Annotated in this window: 14 protein-coding genes and 1 tRNA gene; 11 read left to right on the forward strand and 4 right to left on the reverse strand. The window is 38.2% G+C overall.

Going from position 1 to position 18,046, the window contains the following annotated elements; genetic code table 11:
* The 4 genes from ftsA to HME9304_RS11315 all read left to right on the forward strand — a co-directional run bounded on the left by ftsA (position 1) and on the right by HME9304_RS11315 (position 3,952).
* Complete coding sequence (gene ftsA / locus HME9304_RS11300; RefSeq protein WP_112378702.1) at positions 1–1,326, forward strand: cell division protein FtsA; 1,326 nt, start codon at positions 1–3, stop codon at positions 1,324–1,326.
* Between the two features lie 37 nt (positions 1,327–1,363).
* Positions 1,364–3,319, forward strand: a complete 1,956-nt coding sequence (gene ftsZ / locus HME9304_RS11305) for a cell division protein FtsZ (RefSeq protein ID WP_112378703.1) — start codon at positions 1,364–1,366, stop codon at positions 3,317–3,319.
* A 100-nt stretch (positions 3,320–3,419) separates the two neighbouring features.
* The gene (locus HME9304_RS11310) at positions 3,420–3,872 is read left to right on the forward strand and encodes a GatB/YqeY domain-containing protein (RefSeq protein ID WP_112378704.1); all 453 of its coding nucleotides are present in this window, start codon (positions 3,420–3,422) and stop codon (positions 3,870–3,872) included.
* Positions 3,873–3,878: 6 nt separating this feature from the next.
* Positions 3,879–3,952 (forward strand) — tRNA-Arg (locus tag HME9304_RS11315).
* A 64-nt stretch (positions 3,953–4,016) separates the two neighbouring features.
* Here the strand turns inward: HME9304_RS11315 and HME9304_RS11320 are convergent.
* Complete coding sequence (locus HME9304_RS11320) at positions 4,017–7,283, reverse strand: S41 family peptidase (RefSeq protein WP_112378705.1); 3,267 nt, start codon at positions 7,281–7,283, stop codon at positions 4,017–4,019.
* 306 nt (positions 7,284–7,589) lie between these two features.
* On the opposite strand from HME9304_RS11320, the gene HME9304_RS11325 reads away from it, so the two are divergent.
* Both HME9304_RS11325 and hpf read left to right on the forward strand, forming a co-directional pair.
* Positions 7,590–7,988, forward strand: coding sequence for a VOC family protein (locus HME9304_RS11325; RefSeq protein WP_112378706.1), 399 nt, complete (start codon positions 7,590–7,592; stop codon positions 7,986–7,988).
* Positions 7,989–7,997: 9 nt separating this feature from the next.
* The gene (gene hpf, locus HME9304_RS11330; protein ID WP_112378707.1) at positions 7,998–8,300 is read left to right on the forward strand and encodes a ribosome hibernation-promoting factor, HPF/YfiA family; all 303 of its coding nucleotides are present in this window, start codon (positions 7,998–8,000) and stop codon (positions 8,298–8,300) included.
* A 144-nt stretch (positions 8,301–8,444) separates the two neighbouring features.
* Here hpf and HME9304_RS11335 read toward each other — a convergent pair whose 3' ends face one another.
* Positions 8,445–8,966, reverse strand: coding sequence for a DUF421 domain-containing protein (locus tag HME9304_RS11335; RefSeq protein WP_112378708.1), 522 nt, complete (start codon positions 8,964–8,966; stop codon positions 8,445–8,447).
* Positions 8,967–9,210: 244 nt separating this feature from the next.
* Between HME9304_RS11335 and HME9304_RS11340 the strand changes: the two genes are divergently transcribed.
* Positions 9,211–9,660, forward strand: a complete 450-nt coding sequence (locus HME9304_RS11340; protein WP_112378709.1) for a ferritin-like domain-containing protein — start codon at positions 9,211–9,213, stop codon at positions 9,658–9,660.
* A 23-nt stretch (positions 9,661–9,683) separates the two neighbouring features.
* On the forward strand, positions 9,684–10,169 hold the full coding sequence (locus tag HME9304_RS11345; protein ID WP_112378710.1) for a YciE/YciF ferroxidase family protein: 486 nt from the start codon (positions 9,684–9,686) through the stop codon (positions 10,167–10,169).
* Between the two features lie 363 nt (positions 10,170–10,532).
* On the opposite strand, the gene HME9304_RS11350 is transcribed toward HME9304_RS11345, so the two are convergent.
* Entirely contained in the window at positions 10,533–10,685 is a 153-nt protein-coding gene (locus HME9304_RS11350; protein WP_112378711.1) for a YqaE/Pmp3 family membrane protein, read from the reverse strand.
* A gap of 402 nt (positions 10,686–11,087) precedes the next feature.
* Here HME9304_RS11350 and HME9304_RS11355 point away from each other — a divergent pair, with 402 nt between their 5' ends.
* The 3 genes from HME9304_RS11355 (at position 11,088) to HME9304_RS11365 (ending at position 15,286) form a co-directional block, all read left to right on the forward strand.
* Positions 11,088–11,486, forward strand: a complete 399-nt coding sequence (locus tag HME9304_RS11355) for a response regulator (RefSeq protein WP_112378712.1) — start codon at positions 11,088–11,090, stop codon at positions 11,484–11,486.
* Between the two features lie 138 nt (positions 11,487–11,624).
* On the forward strand, positions 11,625–13,490 hold the full coding sequence (locus HME9304_RS11360; RefSeq protein ID WP_112378713.1) for a PAS domain S-box protein: 1,866 nt from the start codon (positions 11,625–11,627) through the stop codon (positions 13,488–13,490).
* Between the two features lie 203 nt (positions 13,491–13,693).
* Positions 13,694–15,286, forward strand: coding sequence for an aldehyde dehydrogenase (NADP(+)) (locus HME9304_RS11365; protein ID WP_112378714.1), 1,593 nt, complete (start codon positions 13,694–13,696; stop codon positions 15,284–15,286).
* Positions 15,287–15,333: 47 nt separating this feature from the next.
* Here HME9304_RS11365 and cphA read toward each other — a convergent pair whose 3' ends face one another.
* Positions 15,334–17,970 (reverse strand): cyanophycin synthetase, encoded by a 2,637-nt coding sequence (gene cphA / locus HME9304_RS11370; RefSeq protein ID WP_112378715.1) that lies wholly within the window; start codon positions 17,968–17,970, stop codon positions 15,334–15,336.
* Between the last annotated feature and the right edge of the window lie 76 nt (positions 17,971–18,046).

The raw sequence follows: 18,046 nt of genomic DNA on the forward strand, positions 1-18,046 counted from the left end.
ATGGAACAGGGTAATTATTCAATTGGATTGGACATCGGAACCACCAAGATCGTGGCGATCATTGGTAAAGAAAACGAGTATGGCAAAATTGAGATTTTAGGAACGGGAAAATCCAAAAGCTTGGGGGTACATAGGGGCGTGGTAAACAATATTACGCAAACCATTTCCTCTATTCAGCAAGCTGTAGAACAGGCGGAGTTGGATGCTGGTCTAAAGATTGGCTCCGTAGTTGTGGGTATTGCAGGGCAGCATATAAGAAGCCTTCAGCACAGTGATTACATTACCAGACCAGATTCTGAAGAGGTGATCAATGATGATGATCTGGAAAAACTTTGTAATCAAGTATACAAACTTGTCATGCTTCCAGGGGAAGAAATCATTCATGTTCTGCCCCAAGAATACCGAGTGGATGGCCAAGCTGAAATCAAAGAGCCCAAAGGAATGTACGGCGGACGTTTGGAAGCCAATTTCCATGTAGTTGTTGGGCAGGTATCATCCATAAAAAATATTGGTAGATGCATTAAAAGTGCTGGATTGGACCTTGCAAATATTACCCTGGAGCCATTAGCGTCCGCTGAGGCTGTCTTGAGCCAAGAAGAGAAAGAGGCTGGTGTCGCACTAATTGATATAGGTGGCGGAACCACGGATTTGGCCATTTTTAAGGATGGTATAATTCGTCATACTTCTGTAATACCTTTTGGCGGCAATGTAATTACCGAGGATATCAAAGAAGGCTGTTCCATTATAGAAAAGCAAGCCGAATTGTTGAAAATAAAATTTGGTTCGGCATGGCCAGGTGAAAATAAAGATAATGAGATTGTTTCAATACCAGGGCTGCGAGGCAGGGAACCAAAAGAGATCACATTAAAAAATCTCTCCAAGATCATTCACGCTAGAGTTGTGGAAATTGTGGAGCAGGTCTATGTGGAGATTAAAAACTATGGTCATGAAGATCAAAAGAAGAAACTCATTGCAGGGATTGTCCTAACTGGCGGAGGAAGCCAGCTAAAGCATTTAAAACAGTTGGTTGAATACATTACCGGCATGGATACCCGTATTGGATACCCCAATGAACACTTGGCGGGAGATTCAGAAGAAGAAATCGCTAGTCCTTTATATGCAACTGCTGTAGGTCTTTTGATGAACGCCCTAGAAACCGAATCTGTTGAACCTGTTTTAAAAGAAGAGATTCCCGAAGAAGAACAGGTCTTGGTAGGACAAGAAAATGTGACTAGCCAACGTACCAAGATGTCCACTAAAGAAAGGAAATCAATTTTTGATAAATGGTCCGAAAAATTAAAAGAATTTTTGGACAACGCAGAATAAAATTTAAAGCATACCCTAATAAGTAACAAATAGAATCATGAGTAAAAACACCGAATTTGACAACATTTCTTTTGATCTTCCCAAAAACAAGAGCAACGTAATAAAAGTAATAGGAGTTGGCGGTGGTGGCAGCAATGCCATCAATCACATGTTTCAAGCTGGTATCAATGGAGTGGATTTTGTAATCTGCAATACCGATGCCCAAGCCTTGCAGAATAGTCCTGTGCCCAATAAAATTCAGTTGGGCGTATCCCTTACCGAAGGACTTGGCGCAGGTGCAAATCCCGAAGTAGGTGAACAGGCCGCTATAGAGAGCATGGAAGAGTTGAAGACCATGTTGGAGCAAACTACAAAAATGGTTTTTATTACTGCCGGTATGGGTGGTGGAACCGGAACAGGGGCAGCTCCAGTAATTGCCAAAATTGCAAGGGAGATGGATGTGCTTACCGTAGGGATCGTCACTATTCCTTTTCAATTTGAAGGTGCTATGCGTAATAAGCAAGCACAACTGGGAATAGAAAAACTGCGTTCCAATGTGGACTCGTTGATTGTAATCAATAACAATAAGCTAAGGGAAGTCTATGGTAATCTCGGGTTTAAAGCTGGCTTCTCAAAAGCTGATGAAGTCTTGGCGACTGCTGCTAGGGGTATTGCAGAAGTAATAACACATCACTACACTCAAAACATTGATCTTAGGGATGCCAAAACCGTATTGTCAGACAGTGGAACGGCAATCATGGGCTCATCCGCTGCATCCGGTTCGGCAAGAGCGGGAGAGGCAATCATGAAAGCATTGGATTCACCATTATTGAACGATAATAAAATAAATGGGGCCAAGAACGTATTGTTACTTATTGTTTCCGGTACTCAAGAAATCACCATTGATGAAATTGGGGAAATCAATGATTATATTCAAATTGAAGCAGGTCATGGAGCCAATATCATTATGGGTGTGGGTGAAGATGAAAATCTGGGCGATGCCATTGCAGTTACCGTAATTGCCACAGGTTTTAACATAGATCAACAGGACGATATTGTAAATACAGAAACAAAAAAAGTTTTTTACACGCTTGAAGATGAGCAGACTGCCGAGCAGGAACTGGATACCGATACAACATTGATTCAAGAAATCAATGTTGAAAAGAACATTGTGGAAACAGAACCTGAAATAGTAAAGCACACACTTAATATGGAAGAAGTAGAGGAAGTAGTGCAAGTTCCAATAGAAGAGATTGACCTAATCCCAACTACGAACTATATAAGAAATTTCAATATTTTCTATGAAGAAGTAGTTCCCGAAGGTATTCAGGATGATTTTGTTATCATAGAAGCGAAGAAAGTAATCAATGATATGGATGTGATAGATCCAGAAGAGGTTTCTGCAAAAGCTGAAGAAGATCAGTTTGCCCTTACTTTCGACATGCCTTTGAACAACACCGAAACATCCGATGAAAAAGAACACACCATTACTTTTGATTTGGATGAAGATGTGCGCGATATGGATGTAAAAGAATATGTTGAGGTAAAACCTGTACTGGAATATAGCAAGGAAAATGAAACACGCTACAATCTTGAAGAATACATGGAGCTGGAAACTAAATTGACAGGAGCCAGGTCCGTAGCTGAAACCCACGAGCCCAAAGTAGTAGAAGATGAACTGGTCTTTGAAAAGAAAACAATTGATGTAGAGGCCAATACAGGAGGCGAAAATTCTGTAGATAGTATAGATCCTTTCAACAGCTCTATAAATGATTTATTAAAAGATCGAGCTGACGAGAGAAGAAAAAAACTTAAAAACTTCAACTATAAGTTTCAGAACAATAGAAATAATATTGAGGAAATAGAAAAGCAACCGGCTTATAAAAGGCAAGGTGTTGATTTGGACGATACTCCACAAGAACAAAAAGTCTCTAGAACAACCCTTAGCGAGGACAGTAATGATGACTTGCAACTGCGTTCCAACAATTCCTTTTTGCACGATAATGTTGATTAGTAGTGTTTAAATAGAAATCCATTTTAGATGGAAGCTTAAACCCGTTAGTTAAGACTTTCGGGTTTATTTTTTTATCTTCGCAGCCCAAAATAAAAAGAAAATGAGTTTGCAGGAACAGGTAATGACAGAGATGAAAGCTGCAATGAAAGCGAAAGATACCGTTGCATTGGAATCATTACGTGCCATAAAATCCGCTATATTATTGGCAAAGACCGATAAAGGGAGTGGAGGAGAACTTTCTGAAGAGGATGAAGTAAAATTGGTACAAAAACTCGTAAAACAACGAAAGGATAGTGCAGCAATTTTCTCAGAACAGGGAAGAGATGACCTGGCCGCTCCAGAATTGGCTCAGGTTGCGGTAATTGAGAAGTTTTTGCCCGAACAGCTTACCGAGGAAGAAATCGAGAAGGTTGTTGTACAGACTATTGACAATATCGGAGCTTCCGGAATGCAGGACATGGGAAAAGTGATGGGAATCGTTTCCAAAGAATTGGCCGGTCAGGCGGATGGAAAGACCATTTCAACGATAGTAAGGACTAAATTGAGTTCATAAGATTAAGGCCACGTAGCTCAGCTGAATAGAGCACTGGATTTCGGCTCCAGCGGTCGTAGGTTTGAATCCTACCGTGGTCACGAATAGAAATAAGGCCTGAAAACATTATGTTTTCAGGCCATTTATTTTAGAAGTTATTCACTTTTAAGATTTTGTTTTAATTGGATAAGCAGGTCGCTCCATTTGCTTTGGTGGATTTTCCTTTAATTGTTTTAAAACAATTTCAATCGCCTTTTCCAGCTGGGGATCTTGACCTTTTATAACAAGTTCAGGTAGTTGTTCCACTTCAATATCCGGGGCTACACCTTCATTTTCCACTCTAAATCCATCTTTGGTATAAAATGCCAGGTTTGGTGCTGTGACTACACCGCCATCTATAAATTCTGGATACCCCAATACACCAACAAGACCGCCCCAGGTACGTTTCCCTACAATGGTCCCAACTTTGAATTTTCTGAACATCCAAGGAAGATAATCGCCTCCAGAACCAGCGGTTTCATCTGTAATCATCACTTTTGGGCCTTGAATGGACGCGCTTGGTGATTTCAAATCCTGTCCATACCTAAAGTTCCAGTATGCCTGTTCAGGACGTTTTAAGATATCGATATAATAATCTGCCAAAGAGCCTCCACCATTATAACGTTCATCAATTATGATAGCTTTTTTATCTGCTTGAGGAAAAAAGTAGCGCTTAAAATATTCAAATCCAGCTGTGGTGGTATTTGGAACGTACACATAAGCAACATCTCCATTGGAAGCCTCGTGCACTTTTTTCATATTGCCTTCCACCCAGTCCCGATTTCTGATAGCCCATTCGGTGGCCAAGGGAGTTACTTTGAATGTTCTGGAATTTGTGCCGTCCGCATTTTTGCTCACTTTTAAATCAACCAATGTATTTGCCGTATTTTCAAAAAAGCTGTAAAGATTGTCCGTGCCCGTTACATTTTTCCCATTCACTGCGATGATATAGTCACCTACGTTTACGTCAATGCCCGGTTCAGTAAGTGGCGACCTTAAATCAGGTGTCCAATTGAGTCCACCATAGATCTTGCTTATCTGATAGCGATTGTTCTTAATGGTATAGTTGGCGCCCAAAAGTCCCCCAGGAATCTCTTCCGGTTCGTTCATTTCGTCCCCACGGCTACCAAAACGATGATGCCCTACTGCCAATTCACTGAACATCCATTGCATTACACGATACAGATCTTGTTTGCTGGCCGCATGTTGTATGAAAGGCTCATATTTTGTTTTCATGGCGTTCCAATCAACCCCGTGCATTCCAGGGTCATAGAAGTAATCCCTGTTTACGCGCCATGCTTCGTGAAAGATGTTTTTCCATTCGTCAACAGGATTAATTTTTATGGAAATGGCATCTAAATTGATAGGGGCTTCTTCAGATTTTTTACCGATATCCGAAACAAACCAAGAACCTTTATTGTTGTAGAACATCTTTTTTCCGCCCGCAGCAATTTGATAGCTGTTTAGCGGCATCAATTCCTCTGATTCTCTTTTATCGAAGGTGAATTTGTTGAGGTATGATTCTGAAGTGTCAAATGAAGAAGATATATAGTAGAGTTCCCCTTCTTTGACCGAGCCAAGTTTACTGTAATCCCCTGCTTTTACGGGAAGGGCAATCATTCTATTCTCAATGTTTTCCCAATCGATAAATAATGTTTTAGGGGCTTCGACTTTTTGTTTATTTTTTTTTGAGCTATCCTTTTCTTTGGTTTCTTCTTTTTCTTCACCTTTTTCGATGTCGTTCTGTTTCTTCAAAGGGGATACTACCTCTTTTTGAAGCGTTATTGCATATATGGATGTTGTTAATACCTTATCGATATTGGATTGATCGAACCAATTGACCACGGGTCCCGCATCGGTCGACGCTAAAAGATAAACGTATTTGCCGCTTGGGTCAAAAATGGGGCTCGTTACGTTGGAAAGTCCGTCCGTAAGCTCATAGGATTTGTTTTCCGATAAGGAATATAGAAAGGCCTTCTCAAAATTGGTGGCTATTACCTTTGTATAGGCAATCCAATTGGAATCAAAGGACCAATCGCTAAAGAGATCCCTTATATCACCAGGAACAAAGAGGTCGTCCTGAGCGATTTTTATGGTTTTTTTAGAAGCTATATCGGTAATGAATAAATTACGCCCATTATCCACATAGCTTACTTTCTTACTGTTTGGAGACCAGTGTATGTTTGCATAAAATCCCGTTCCTTGTAATTGAATTTCTTTAACAGAACCGTTATCTACATTTTGTACATGCATGGCATATTCGCCTGAAGCATCGGAAAAATAGGCTATGGATTTACCATCTGGGGACCATTTTGGGAATTTTTCGTGCGTTCCGGTCGTTTGTGTAATGTTGTCAACATCTCCCTTTTCTGCGGGAACGGTAACGATATCTCCTCTAAAGTCGACAACCACTCTTGCACCAGAAGGGGAAACCGTAGCTGAGCGGACATACTCCTTACCGGAAACAAAACGCTCACGCAATTCCAAAAGGTCGGTGGTAATGGTTATGGTCAGTTTTTTGTCGGTTCCAGAAGCCGTGTCAAAAATATGTAACGTTCCCGCATGTTCATAGATAATGTCAGTTTTGTACGCTTTGGGATTGATGACAGGAAAATCTTTGTAATCAGTATGTTTTTTGACTGTTTTGGTGCCGGTACTATAACTGTATAGGTTAAACTCTCCATCACGGTCGCTTCTAAAGTACACGTTTTCGCCTATCCACTGGGGTTGGGTATCGTTGCTTCCTCCATTGGGCTTCGGAATTTCGTCCACTTTATGATTCTCGGTATTGTAGACCCAAATTCGTGATATACGCCCGCCCCGATAATGCTTCCATTGGTTAAAGGCATCAAAAATGGGCGTGTAGGCCATATGGCTACCATCATCGGAATACGTGGCCCAGAATGCATTGGGAATATCAAGTTGTGAGGTGGCACCTCCACCTATTGGTACCGTGTAAAGTTGAAGATATCTGTTTGTATGTGAATTTCGTTGTGATGCAAAGAGGACTTTTTTCCCATCTGGAGTAAAATCCCGTACAAAATCGTTATACGGATGCCAGGTCAATCTTTTTGGTATACCACCTTTTGATGGTATGATGAACACATCCATATTGCCATCATATTCCGCATTAAATGCGATCATGCTGCCATCTGGCGAGAATATGGGATTGGACTCGATCCCTTCATCTATAGTAAGACGTTTTGGATTGGAACCATCCCTATTGGCAATCCAAAGATCTTCGGCATAAATAAATGCAATATGGGTATCGCTCAATGCAGGTTGGTGCATGAGTTTGGTCTCCATTTGGGCATTAAGGGAAATGCCCGTAATACAACAAAAGAATATTACGGAGTAAAAAAATAAGTTTGTGCGTGTTTTGTTTCGTTTCATGAGGATGAATTGTATTTGGAAGATATTATGTTGTTTTTAATCTAGCGGTTAAGATACGGGTTTATTTATTTTCTCATTTTGACTTAAAGAATATCCGTATATGAATTATCAATCATTTTATGCATATTTTTTATATGATTTCCCAGGAGGGTAAATGCATCAAACAATACTTTAATTACGTCACTGCTTCGAAAGAATAATCCTTTAATTTGAGATAGTGAAAGTATGTTGAAGATTAAAATTTGATCATGTTTTTACGGACAACAAAATAGATTTATACTTAAAATTTAAAAAAAAAGAAGATATATGAGAGTACAAGCATATTTGGCATTTGATGGCAACTGCCAGGAAGCACTTAATTTTTATGCCAACCTGTTCGATGCATCGATCAATAACAGACAAACCTATGAGGATAAAAAAATTGATGTTCCTTCATCGTATCGAAAAAGATTGCAACATGCCGAATTAAAGGGTAAGGGTGTTTCATTTATGGCGTATGACGCGGCTCCTGATACACCAATAAACCATGGAAACCAGATACATATGAGCGTGGATGTTGATGACAGGGACGAAGCCGAATCACTTTTTAAAAAGCTTTCTGAAAATGGTCAGGTACACCACAACTTTAGAGAAAGGGAATGGGGATACTTTGGAAGATGTACGGATCACTTTGGAATCAATTGGATGGTAAACAGTAAAATATAATTTGAACAAATGCAGATAATATTTGAGTATCACGATATAGCGCAGAGCGATAGATTGGAATCAATCGCAAAGGAAAAATTGGAAAAACTTCAGGATAAATATCAGATGGTGCATAGGGGAGATGTTTTTTTTAAAGAAGAAAATACCTCTTCGGATGAAACCGGGAAAATTTGCAATATTAGATTGAGCCTTCCAGGCCCAAGGCTCTTTGCGGAGGCTTCCCATGATAACTTTGAGAGTTCTATTTCCGAATCTGTCAATGATTTGGAAAGGCAGCTAAGAAAAAGAAAGGAAAAAATGAAGGATTATTAATCTCCCTTTAATATCATCAATTGATAAAAGTCCGTATCCCAACAGATTAAGTTGAGATATGGACTTTTCAAATCTTGAAAATCAATATTTTTATTTTGAACACTTTTTCAGTATTTATCAAAATAAATATTAAATCCAAGGTCTTTAATCTCTATTGACGCCTTCCAGTAATACATCGTGAAGTTGGGTATCAGATTCTGAATGAAGGACCGATATATCCCCGGTCGATTCAAATATCACCGCTTTTACATGCTTAAACTGCAGCACGTTGGCTTCCCTAAGCTTAGCAATTAAATCAGATTTGGTGACTTTGGCCTTTTTAAGATTTTCTTCCAAGATTTTATTTCCATCCATCAATAAAAGGGGTTTATTGTCAACCATATTCCTAATAAATTCTACGTTTCTTAATGTTGCAACAAACAATTGGAGCGCATAGACCATTGTCAATCCCATAATCGCTGATAGCAGGCTCACAGATTTAGAGATTATAGCCGTAGCTACGATTGAACCTATGGAAACGGTCATTGCAAAATCAAAACTTGACATTTTTGAAAAACTACGCTTTCCCGAAATACGGGTCAGTAGCATTACAGCTAAATATATACCTATTGCCGTTAGGCTTATTGCCGTTAATTCTTGAAGTGAAGCATTGAACCACTTTTCCATAAAATCTATTTTGTTCGAATTTAAATTAAAAATAATTGATCGGAGATCGTCATCAGTTTAGTGAAGTGCTTTATAGGTGATGCCATCGTCAAATTATTTAAGTTCAGGTTGTTAAGCTAAGGTTAAATATGTATGTGATTTTTAATTGGGTCAAGTTCTTGTCCCATAGCGTTAATTCTTGGGAAGCTGCAATCGTAATTTTAATGAAACCTCATATTGAGACCATTAATTTAAAAGAAAAAAGATGAGCAATTACACAGAAGAGATCACGGACAAGTTGAACGACATCATCGAAAAAAATATCGATGCACAAAAAGGTTTTGAAAAAGCGGCAGAAAACGCTGATTCTAATGGGCTAAAAAATTATTTTAAGGAAAAAGCAACAGAAAGGCAGAAATTTACTCATGATCTAAAACAAGAGGTGAACTATATGGGAGAGGATGCCGAAGATAGCGGCAGCTTGACAGGAACCGCCCACAGAACATGGATGGATGTTAAGGCATTGTTTTCAGCAGCTGATGATGAATCTATGCTGGAGGAATCCATAAGAGGTGAGAAATCTGCCGTTGAGGAATATAGAGAAGTCCTTAAACATGACCTACCCATTGCTACGGTCAAAATATTAGAAGAACAGCTTCTTAAAATAGAAGACGGGCTACTTGAAATAAAGACCTTGGAAGATTTAGTAGATTAAATTTTAATCAAAAATTTAAAAAAATGAAAACATTGAGAGATTTATTGGAACATCAAATCAAAGATTTATATAGTGCTGAAGATCAGTTATTGAAAGCTTTGCCCAAAATGCGTGATGCTGCCAATGATTCAAAACTAAAGGATGCTTTTGAAAGTCATCTTATTGAGACCAATCAACAACGTGATCGGATCGTGGAGGTTTGTGATAAGCTGGGAATAAGTCCAACAGGTGAAGAATGCAAGGCAATGAAGGGCCTGATTAATGAAGCAGAGCATTTTCTAAAAGAAGATGCGTCAGAAGATGTAAGGGATGCCGGATTAATTGCAGAGGCACAGAGAATTGAACATTATGAAATTTCCGGTTATGGAACAGCGGTCAGGTTTGCCAAGGAATTGGAATTAGATCAGGTAGCGGAAATATTGAGCACGACGCTCGATGAGGAATATGAAGCTGATGAAAAGCTTACCGATATGGCAGAAGATAGGCTGAATAGAAAGGCAATATCTTAAATTGCTTTTTTAATTTAATAAAGGAACGGGATGTCAATGACATCCCGTTCCTTATTTTAATCAATCATATTAAAAATAGACTTAAGTCTATTTTTCAGGCGTAATTGTTTCTACCATGTTTTCCCAATTTTTTCTAGAGAACACCACGTAAATAAAATAATAGCTGTCTCTTTTAGATGATTTTCAATATAACAACCTTGCTAAGAGACTGTTTGTTAATGAAGATTAATTATAATTATGAAACTTTATAAATGATGAAACCATCTTAAAATTAAGATGGTTTCAAAGGGGAAAATAAACTGATGGGGATATTATAATACTATTTTATTATTTAAATAGAATTTAAGTTTTCTTGACTTATACTTATTGATTCACTATAAATGCGTGGATAACCCCTGGAAGCCAAGCCAGTAATGTCAACAAAACGCTTATAAGGAATGTGGAACCCAAGCCATGTTTAAGAAATACGGCTAAAGGTGGCAAGAGAATATTTAAGATTATTGTTAGTAAGGACATTATTAAAGTTTTTAAGTTATGCCGCAATATCTGATAACTTTCTGTTTTCCAATAGCCTTAAAAACAAAAATATTGATTCAAACAATACTTGAGTATACCTTTCTTTTCAGGTAATCTTTTTTTTTGAAAATTTCTATAACTGATTACTTGGTTGGTCTTTACGTACTATGGATTTCATTATTTGCTACCATAGTAATAAAAACTCAGATGTATATAAGATTTAATTTTGATTGAATATATAATATTTATTATTTTTAACAAGAAAAATACTGCTTTCAAATCTTCTTTTACTTTTACCCAAAGTTGAATTTACATCTACTTAGATTTTATATGGCCTGTTCAATTCAAATTTGCAACTGTGTAAAGCTTTTGGATTTTAGATTAAAAATATATTGCTAAAGAATGGGGAAAAAACTGAAGCTAGTTATGTTGCTAGATGATAACGCAGCAACAAATTTTATACATAAAAAATTTATTGCCAAAACGGAATGTACAGATGATATACTCGATTTTCAAAGTGGTCCTGATGTTCTATCCTATTTAAAAGCTCCAGAAAACACCCTCCCCGAAATTTTGTTCATGGATATAAATATGCCAATAATGGATGCTTGGGAATTTTTAAGAGAGTTTAATATGCTAAGAAGAGAAGGATTGAATGATATCATCATAATTCTTTTATCAACTTCAATGAGCCCATCGGACAATGAAAAAGCTGAGAAGATCGAAGCTATAAATGAGATACTGCAAAAACCGTTATCTACCGAATCAATTGCTGCAATAGTACATAAATACTTCCCGTAATTTGCGTAGTAAAAAATGAATTATTTCATCGATCAGACATCACAAAACACTATTTTTTACAACAGGATGCATAAAATTCACAACAAATTATACTATTAACATATAAATTTTTAAATAAATTGTGAGAAAATACTCCTAATGATTGACAATAATCCGACTTCTATACCCAATGCTCCAATAAATAGTGATTGGTTAAAACAATTACCTTCTTCAATTGTTTTATTAGATTTAGATTCCAGAATAGTAGATGCCACAGAAAATTGGCTCAAAAGATTTGGGTTGAAAGAAAATCTTATTAAGGGTAAAACTCTTTCCGATATTTTTCCTGGTCTATCGGATGATTGGAACACAAAATTACAGTATGCAAAAGAAGGCTTGAACGATATTCAGATAATGGATGAAGTGAGGATTGAAAATGGTGGGATGAAGAATTTTATCTGGTACTTAAGTCCATGGAAAGATGGTTATGGAAAAGGATTGGGTGTGGTAGTGAAGGTTAAAGATGCCACAAAGACAAAGGAACTGCAATTAGAATTGAACAGGACCAAAAATCTTTTGAACGAAAAAGGAAAGATTGCAAGAATTGGGAGCTGGGAATACAATCTTCAAAGCGGGGAGGTCATTTTATCTTCCGTTGTTGAGGATATTTTTGGGGTTTCCACAAAGGAAAGATTGAACTTAAAGCAAGCACTTCTATTTTATAAAAGGGGAGATTCTAGAAATCGTATAAAAACTTTGATTGAAGAATCTATTGAAAATGGTTCTTCATGGAACGAAAACCTTCAGCTGAGCGATAGAGACAACCAAACTTTTTGGGTAAATACCATAGGTAGGCCAAAGTTCAAAGATGGCAAATGTGCACGTATTATAGGAACAATCCAAGACATTACAGATAAAGTTTTATTTAAAGAGGATATTCATGGAGACTCCAACGAGAAAATGGATTACAGCGATATTTTTCAATATTCTCCTGTAGGAATGGTAATAACGGATTATAGAACAGGAAGGATTTTAGATGTAAATGATGCTTTAACGATATTTACAGGTTTTGGTAAAGAAGAATTACTGGGAAAGTTGCACAGTGCATTCAACATCTTTGAAAGCTTAGGAAGAAAATCATCCATAATAAAACAACTAAAAAATAAACAGTCTTACAGTGCATTTACTGTTGATTTTACAGATAAAAAAGGAAAATCATCCATTGTTGAATTAAAAGGTAAATTAATTCAATCCACTGAAAACAATACTAGGGTTTTGACTATAGTAGAGAATGTTACCAATACCAAAAAACAAATCGCACATTTAAAAAACCAAGTAACTGAAGCCAACGCAAATATTGAGAAGTTGGTGAACTTTACACATATGGTAAGTCATAACCTTAAAGGGCATGCTGCCAACTTTTCCTTATTATTAAATTTTCTAGACAAAGAGACATTACGCAAAGAGCAATCCGAACTTGTCACTATTATGAGAGAAAGTACGGAAAACTTAACGGGTACTATAAAGGGACTTCGTGAAATTGTTTCTATTCGCAATAATAACAAAATCAAAAAAGAAGCTTTGGTCATTAATGACTATATCTACAAAGTTGAACAAGGTTTAACAGGAATCATTAAAGAAGAGAAAGCTAAAATTATAAATGAAATTCCTGATCACTTAAAAGTTAAGGCCATACCTGTTTATTTTGAAAGTATACTAAACAATTGCCTTTCCAATTCAATTAAATTTAGACGAGAAGGCAAAAATCCCGTTGTAATATTCAGTGCTGAAGTTACCGATGATTATACAATTTTAGCAATAGAGGATAATGGAATGGGAATGGATCTAAAAGGGAATAAAAATAAATTGTTTGAGCTGGGCAAAACCCTCAGTGCCAACAAGGAGTCAAGAGGAATGGGTCTTTACCTTGCCAAATATCAGGTAGAACTCATGAACGGAAAGATAAGTGTGGAAAGCACGCTAGGGGAGGGCACTACCTTCAAAATCTTTTTTAGCAATAAATAGGTCTTGAGAAAAAGCACTAAAAATGAGTGTTAATCTTAGAATTGCAGAAAAACGCAGGGGAAATCATTGATTTCCCCTGCGCTTTTTAATTGGTTTCAAATCTTGCTTATTGATTTCTCTAGCATTTACAATTACTATATTGCGGATATAATCAAGATTAATAGATTTTATCTTGAAAAGAATTTCTTCAATAAACAATCACTATGTTTAAATTTAATATTAGCGGCAGGAATTTTATAGGATATAATCGATCAAGTAAAGGGGATACTACTTTCCAAGCCAAAAATCCTTCAACAGGGGAAGGTTTGATTACCTCATATTATGAAGCCACACTTGATGAGGTAAATCAAGCAATAGAGTTAGCGGAAAAAGCATTTACAGGCTATCGTGAGAAAACGGGACAGGAAAAGGCTTCTTTTTTGGAAGCTATAGCTGAGGAATTAGCACAACTTGAAGAAGGTTTAGTCGGTTTATGTGTTCAGGAAACTGGACTTCCAGAGGGTAGGTTGAAAGGAGAATTGGGACGAACTATGGGCCAATTAAGGTTATTTGCTTCGGTATTACGAGAAGGCTCATGGGTAGATGCAAGGATAGATTTTGCAGTTCCTGATAGAAAACCAAGTCCAAGACCGGATATTAGGTATATGCAAAAATCTCTAGGCCCCGTTGGAATTTTTGGGGCCAGTAATTTCCCATTGGCTTTTTCTGTGGCTGGCGGTGATACGGCATCCGCTTTGGCAGCAGGATGTAGCATTGTAGTCAAAGCACATCCATCGCACCCGGGAACTTCGGAGCTGGTCGCGATGGCCATTAATGAAGCCGCCAAAAAATCCAATATGCCTGACGGTATTTTCTCTATGCTTCATGGAGTTTCCAACACTGTTGGGGAAGCCATTGTCCAACATCCTTTGATAAAAGCAATTGGATTCACGGGATCTTTTAAAGGTGGTAAGGCTTTGTATGATAAAGCGGTAAGACGTAAGGAACCGATTCCCGTATATGCTGAAATGGGGAGTGTAAATCCGATATTCATTCTTTCCAATGCCTTAAAAGAGCAGTATAAAACCATTGCTAAAGGATTATCCGATTCAGTTCAAATGGGCGTTGGCCAGTTTTGTACAAACCCTGGCATTACCATTGTGCCAAATATAAATGAGACATCTCTTTTCAAGGAAGAACTAAACAATTGTATTTCCAATTCTGAATCGGCAACAATGTTATCAGCTTCTATTCAGGAAGGATATGAAACTGGACTAAAAAGATTAAAATCCAATGAAATCATAACATCCCTTTCCAAAGGAGAACAAAAAGAAGGGCACAATCAGGGTGTTCCAGAAATTCTCTCGGTATCTGCTAAGGATTTTTTGAGTGAAAATACTTTGGAAGAAGAAGTTTTTGGACCATCAACGCTTTTGGTACATGCTCAAGATGGGGAAGAGATGTTGAAAATTGCGAAAAGTTTGCACGGACATCTTACCGCAACTATACACGGCACCGAAGAAGATTTACAGGCCAATGTCGATTTATTGAAAATTTTGGAACGAAAAGTAGGCAGATTACTGATCAACGGTTTTCCTACGGGGGTAGAGGTATGCCATTCCATGGTTCATGGTGGGCCTTTTCCAGCGACCACAGATTCCCGAATGACTTCTGTGGGTACAGCAGCCATTACCAGGTTTACCAGGCCTATATGTTTTCAGAATTTTCCCGATGTACTTCTCCCAGATGAATTAAAGGATGGAAATCCATTAAAAATCCTTAGAATGGAAAACGGGAAATATATGAAAGCTGATTAAGATAGTCGAGAAAATCCTATATTGGATTTAAACGCATCTTATAAACTTTAGGTATCAAGTATCAGTTCTCCTTTGGCCTCCTGTTCTTTTAATTCCTTAACGAGATTAAGTGCGTCCGGAACAACATCGCTACACAGGACAATCAACGTTCCTTCTCCAGCATTCTTAACTGCATAACGAATTGCTTCGTCCTCTGAAGGAATAACAGTGATTTTTTTGTCAGGGAATTTTTTCAGAATTCCATCCTTCAGCATTTTTATAAGCTCTTCTTCCGTTTTGCCACGTAGGTGTTTATCTTGCCTTATAATGATTTCATCAAACATTTCCGCCGCTACGGCACCAATTTCATTATTGTCCTCTTCACGCCTGTCCCCTATACCTGCAACTATTCCAACCTTTAAGTTCGAATCGATTTCATCTGTAAACTTTTTAAGAGCACGCATTCCAGCAGGATTGTGTGCATAGTCCAAAAGAATCTGAAACTTTTCGAATTTAAATAAATTCAACCTTCCCGGTGTTTGTGAGGCTGAAGGTACAAAGGTTTCCAAAGCGGCCTTCATATCCTCAATACTAATACCTTTTACATTCGCTGTTATTACGGCAGGCAAAATATTCTGAATCATGAATTTTGCTTTTCCACCATAGGTCAAAGGTATGTTTTCAGCTTTCATGATTCGCATTTTCCAAGTACCCCTGCAAAGAGTTACATATCCGTTTTCATAAACCGCGGTAATACCACCTTTTCTTTGTAAGGCTCTTATTCTAGGATTGTTTTCGTCCATGGAGAACAACGCTAGATTAGAGGTGATTCCTTTGCGCATATCGTATACCAAATCATCATCAGCGTTCAATATAGCGTACCCCTCGGGCAGTACGGTTTCTGGGATAACCCCTTTTACCCTTGCCAATTGCTCTATGGTATTGATGCCCTTTAAGCCTAAATGGTCTGCGGAAACGTTGGTGACTATTCCTATATCACAGTTGGAAAATCCAAGTCCTGCCCTAAGTAATCCACCTCGTGCACATTCCAAAACAGCAAAATTTACCGTTGGATCTTTCAACACGAATTCTGCGCTTGTCGGCCCGGTACAATCCCCCGTCATCAACAATCTATTTTGAATATAAACACCGTCACTTGTGGTGTAACCAACGCGGTAACCACTCATCTTGGCAATATGTGAAATCAATCTACTTGTGGTTGTCTTACCGTTCGTGCCTGTTATGGCCACAATTGGAATTCTCCCTGCGTTGCTCTTTTGTGGAAACAATTTGTCCACAACTGGAGCTGCGACATTTCTGGGTAGTCCTGTAGTTGGGGCCAAGTGCATACGAAAACCTGGTCCTGCATTGACTTCCAAAACTGCTCCCCCAGTTTCCGATAATGGCTGGCTTATATCGCTGGTCATGATATCCACGCCACAAATATCCAAATCTATTATTTTTGAAATGCGCTCAACCATAGAAACATTTGCAGGATGGACTCTATCCGTTATATCTTCTGCTGTTCCTCCCGTACTTAAATTTGCGGTATCCTTTAAAATCAGTTTTTCACCATCTGGCAATACCGAATCCACTTTGTACCCTGCATCTGCAATTATGGTCTTTGTAAGATCGTTTATTGTGATGACGGTCAACTCTTTTTCATGACCGTAACCTCGGCGTGGGTCTTTATTGACCTCAAAAATCAGTTCTTCAATAGTACTTTTTCCATCACCGATAACATGGGCGGGTGTTCTTTTGGCAGCTGCTACCATCACATTGTTAATGACCAAGAGTCGATGGTCTTCCCCAGTTATATATCTTTCCACGATTATCCGTCTGGACACCTCTTTTGCTGCGTGAAAAGCTTCTAGTGCATCTTCATAGTTGTTTATATCCACGGTAATTCCCCTTCCATGGTTTCCGTCTATGGGTTTTATGACGAGAGGATATCCCACATAATTACAGGAGGACTCTAAACTACTTTCCCTACTTATGATATCTCCGCGGGGCACTGCTACTTCGGCCTGTTCCAAAAGGTATTTGGTATCTTCCTTATCACATGCCAATTCTACACCAATACTACTGGTTTCACTTGTTACCGTAGCTTGAATACGCTTTTGATTGGCACCATAACCTAACTGGCATAAGGAGTATTTGTTCAATCTGATCCATGGAATGCCCCTGCTTTCTGCTTCTTCTATTATAGAACCTGTACTTGGGCCTAATCTTTCGGCCTCCCTCAATTCCCTCATTCGCTGTAAATCGGGATCTAAATCATAATCCTTTGCGGAAATAAGTGCTTCACAGATGGCAACGGCAGCTTTGGCGGCATAACGTCCAACGCTTTCCTCCATATAGGAAAAAACTACATTGTAGACTCCTTCTTCGCCATAGCCTCGAGTACGACCAAAACCAGTATCCATACCTGCCATAGTCTGTATTTCTAAGGCAATGTGCTCTATAACGTGCCCCATCCATGTACCTTCATCAACACGCATAAAAAAACCACCTTTGCAACCTTTGGAACAGCGGTGGGAATACATACTTGGAAACATTTCTTTTAAACGATCGCCAAAACCGGGAATCTTATTTGAGGGATAATCTTCCATAGCTTCCAGATCTAAAACCATTACAATTAATTTGTGACGGCGAACAGACCAATAATTAGGTCCGCGCATGGCATTTATCTCTCTTATCTTCATAGTTTTTTGAGTTTGGTTAGAAATCGTAAAAAGCTTAAGATATAATATTTTTTTTGAACTATAACCGTATTTTTGT

This window comes from Flagellimonas maritima (assembly GCF_003269425.1).
Classification (GTDB): domain Bacteria; phylum Bacteroidota; class Bacteroidia; order Flavobacteriales; family Flavobacteriaceae; genus Flagellimonas; species Flagellimonas maritima.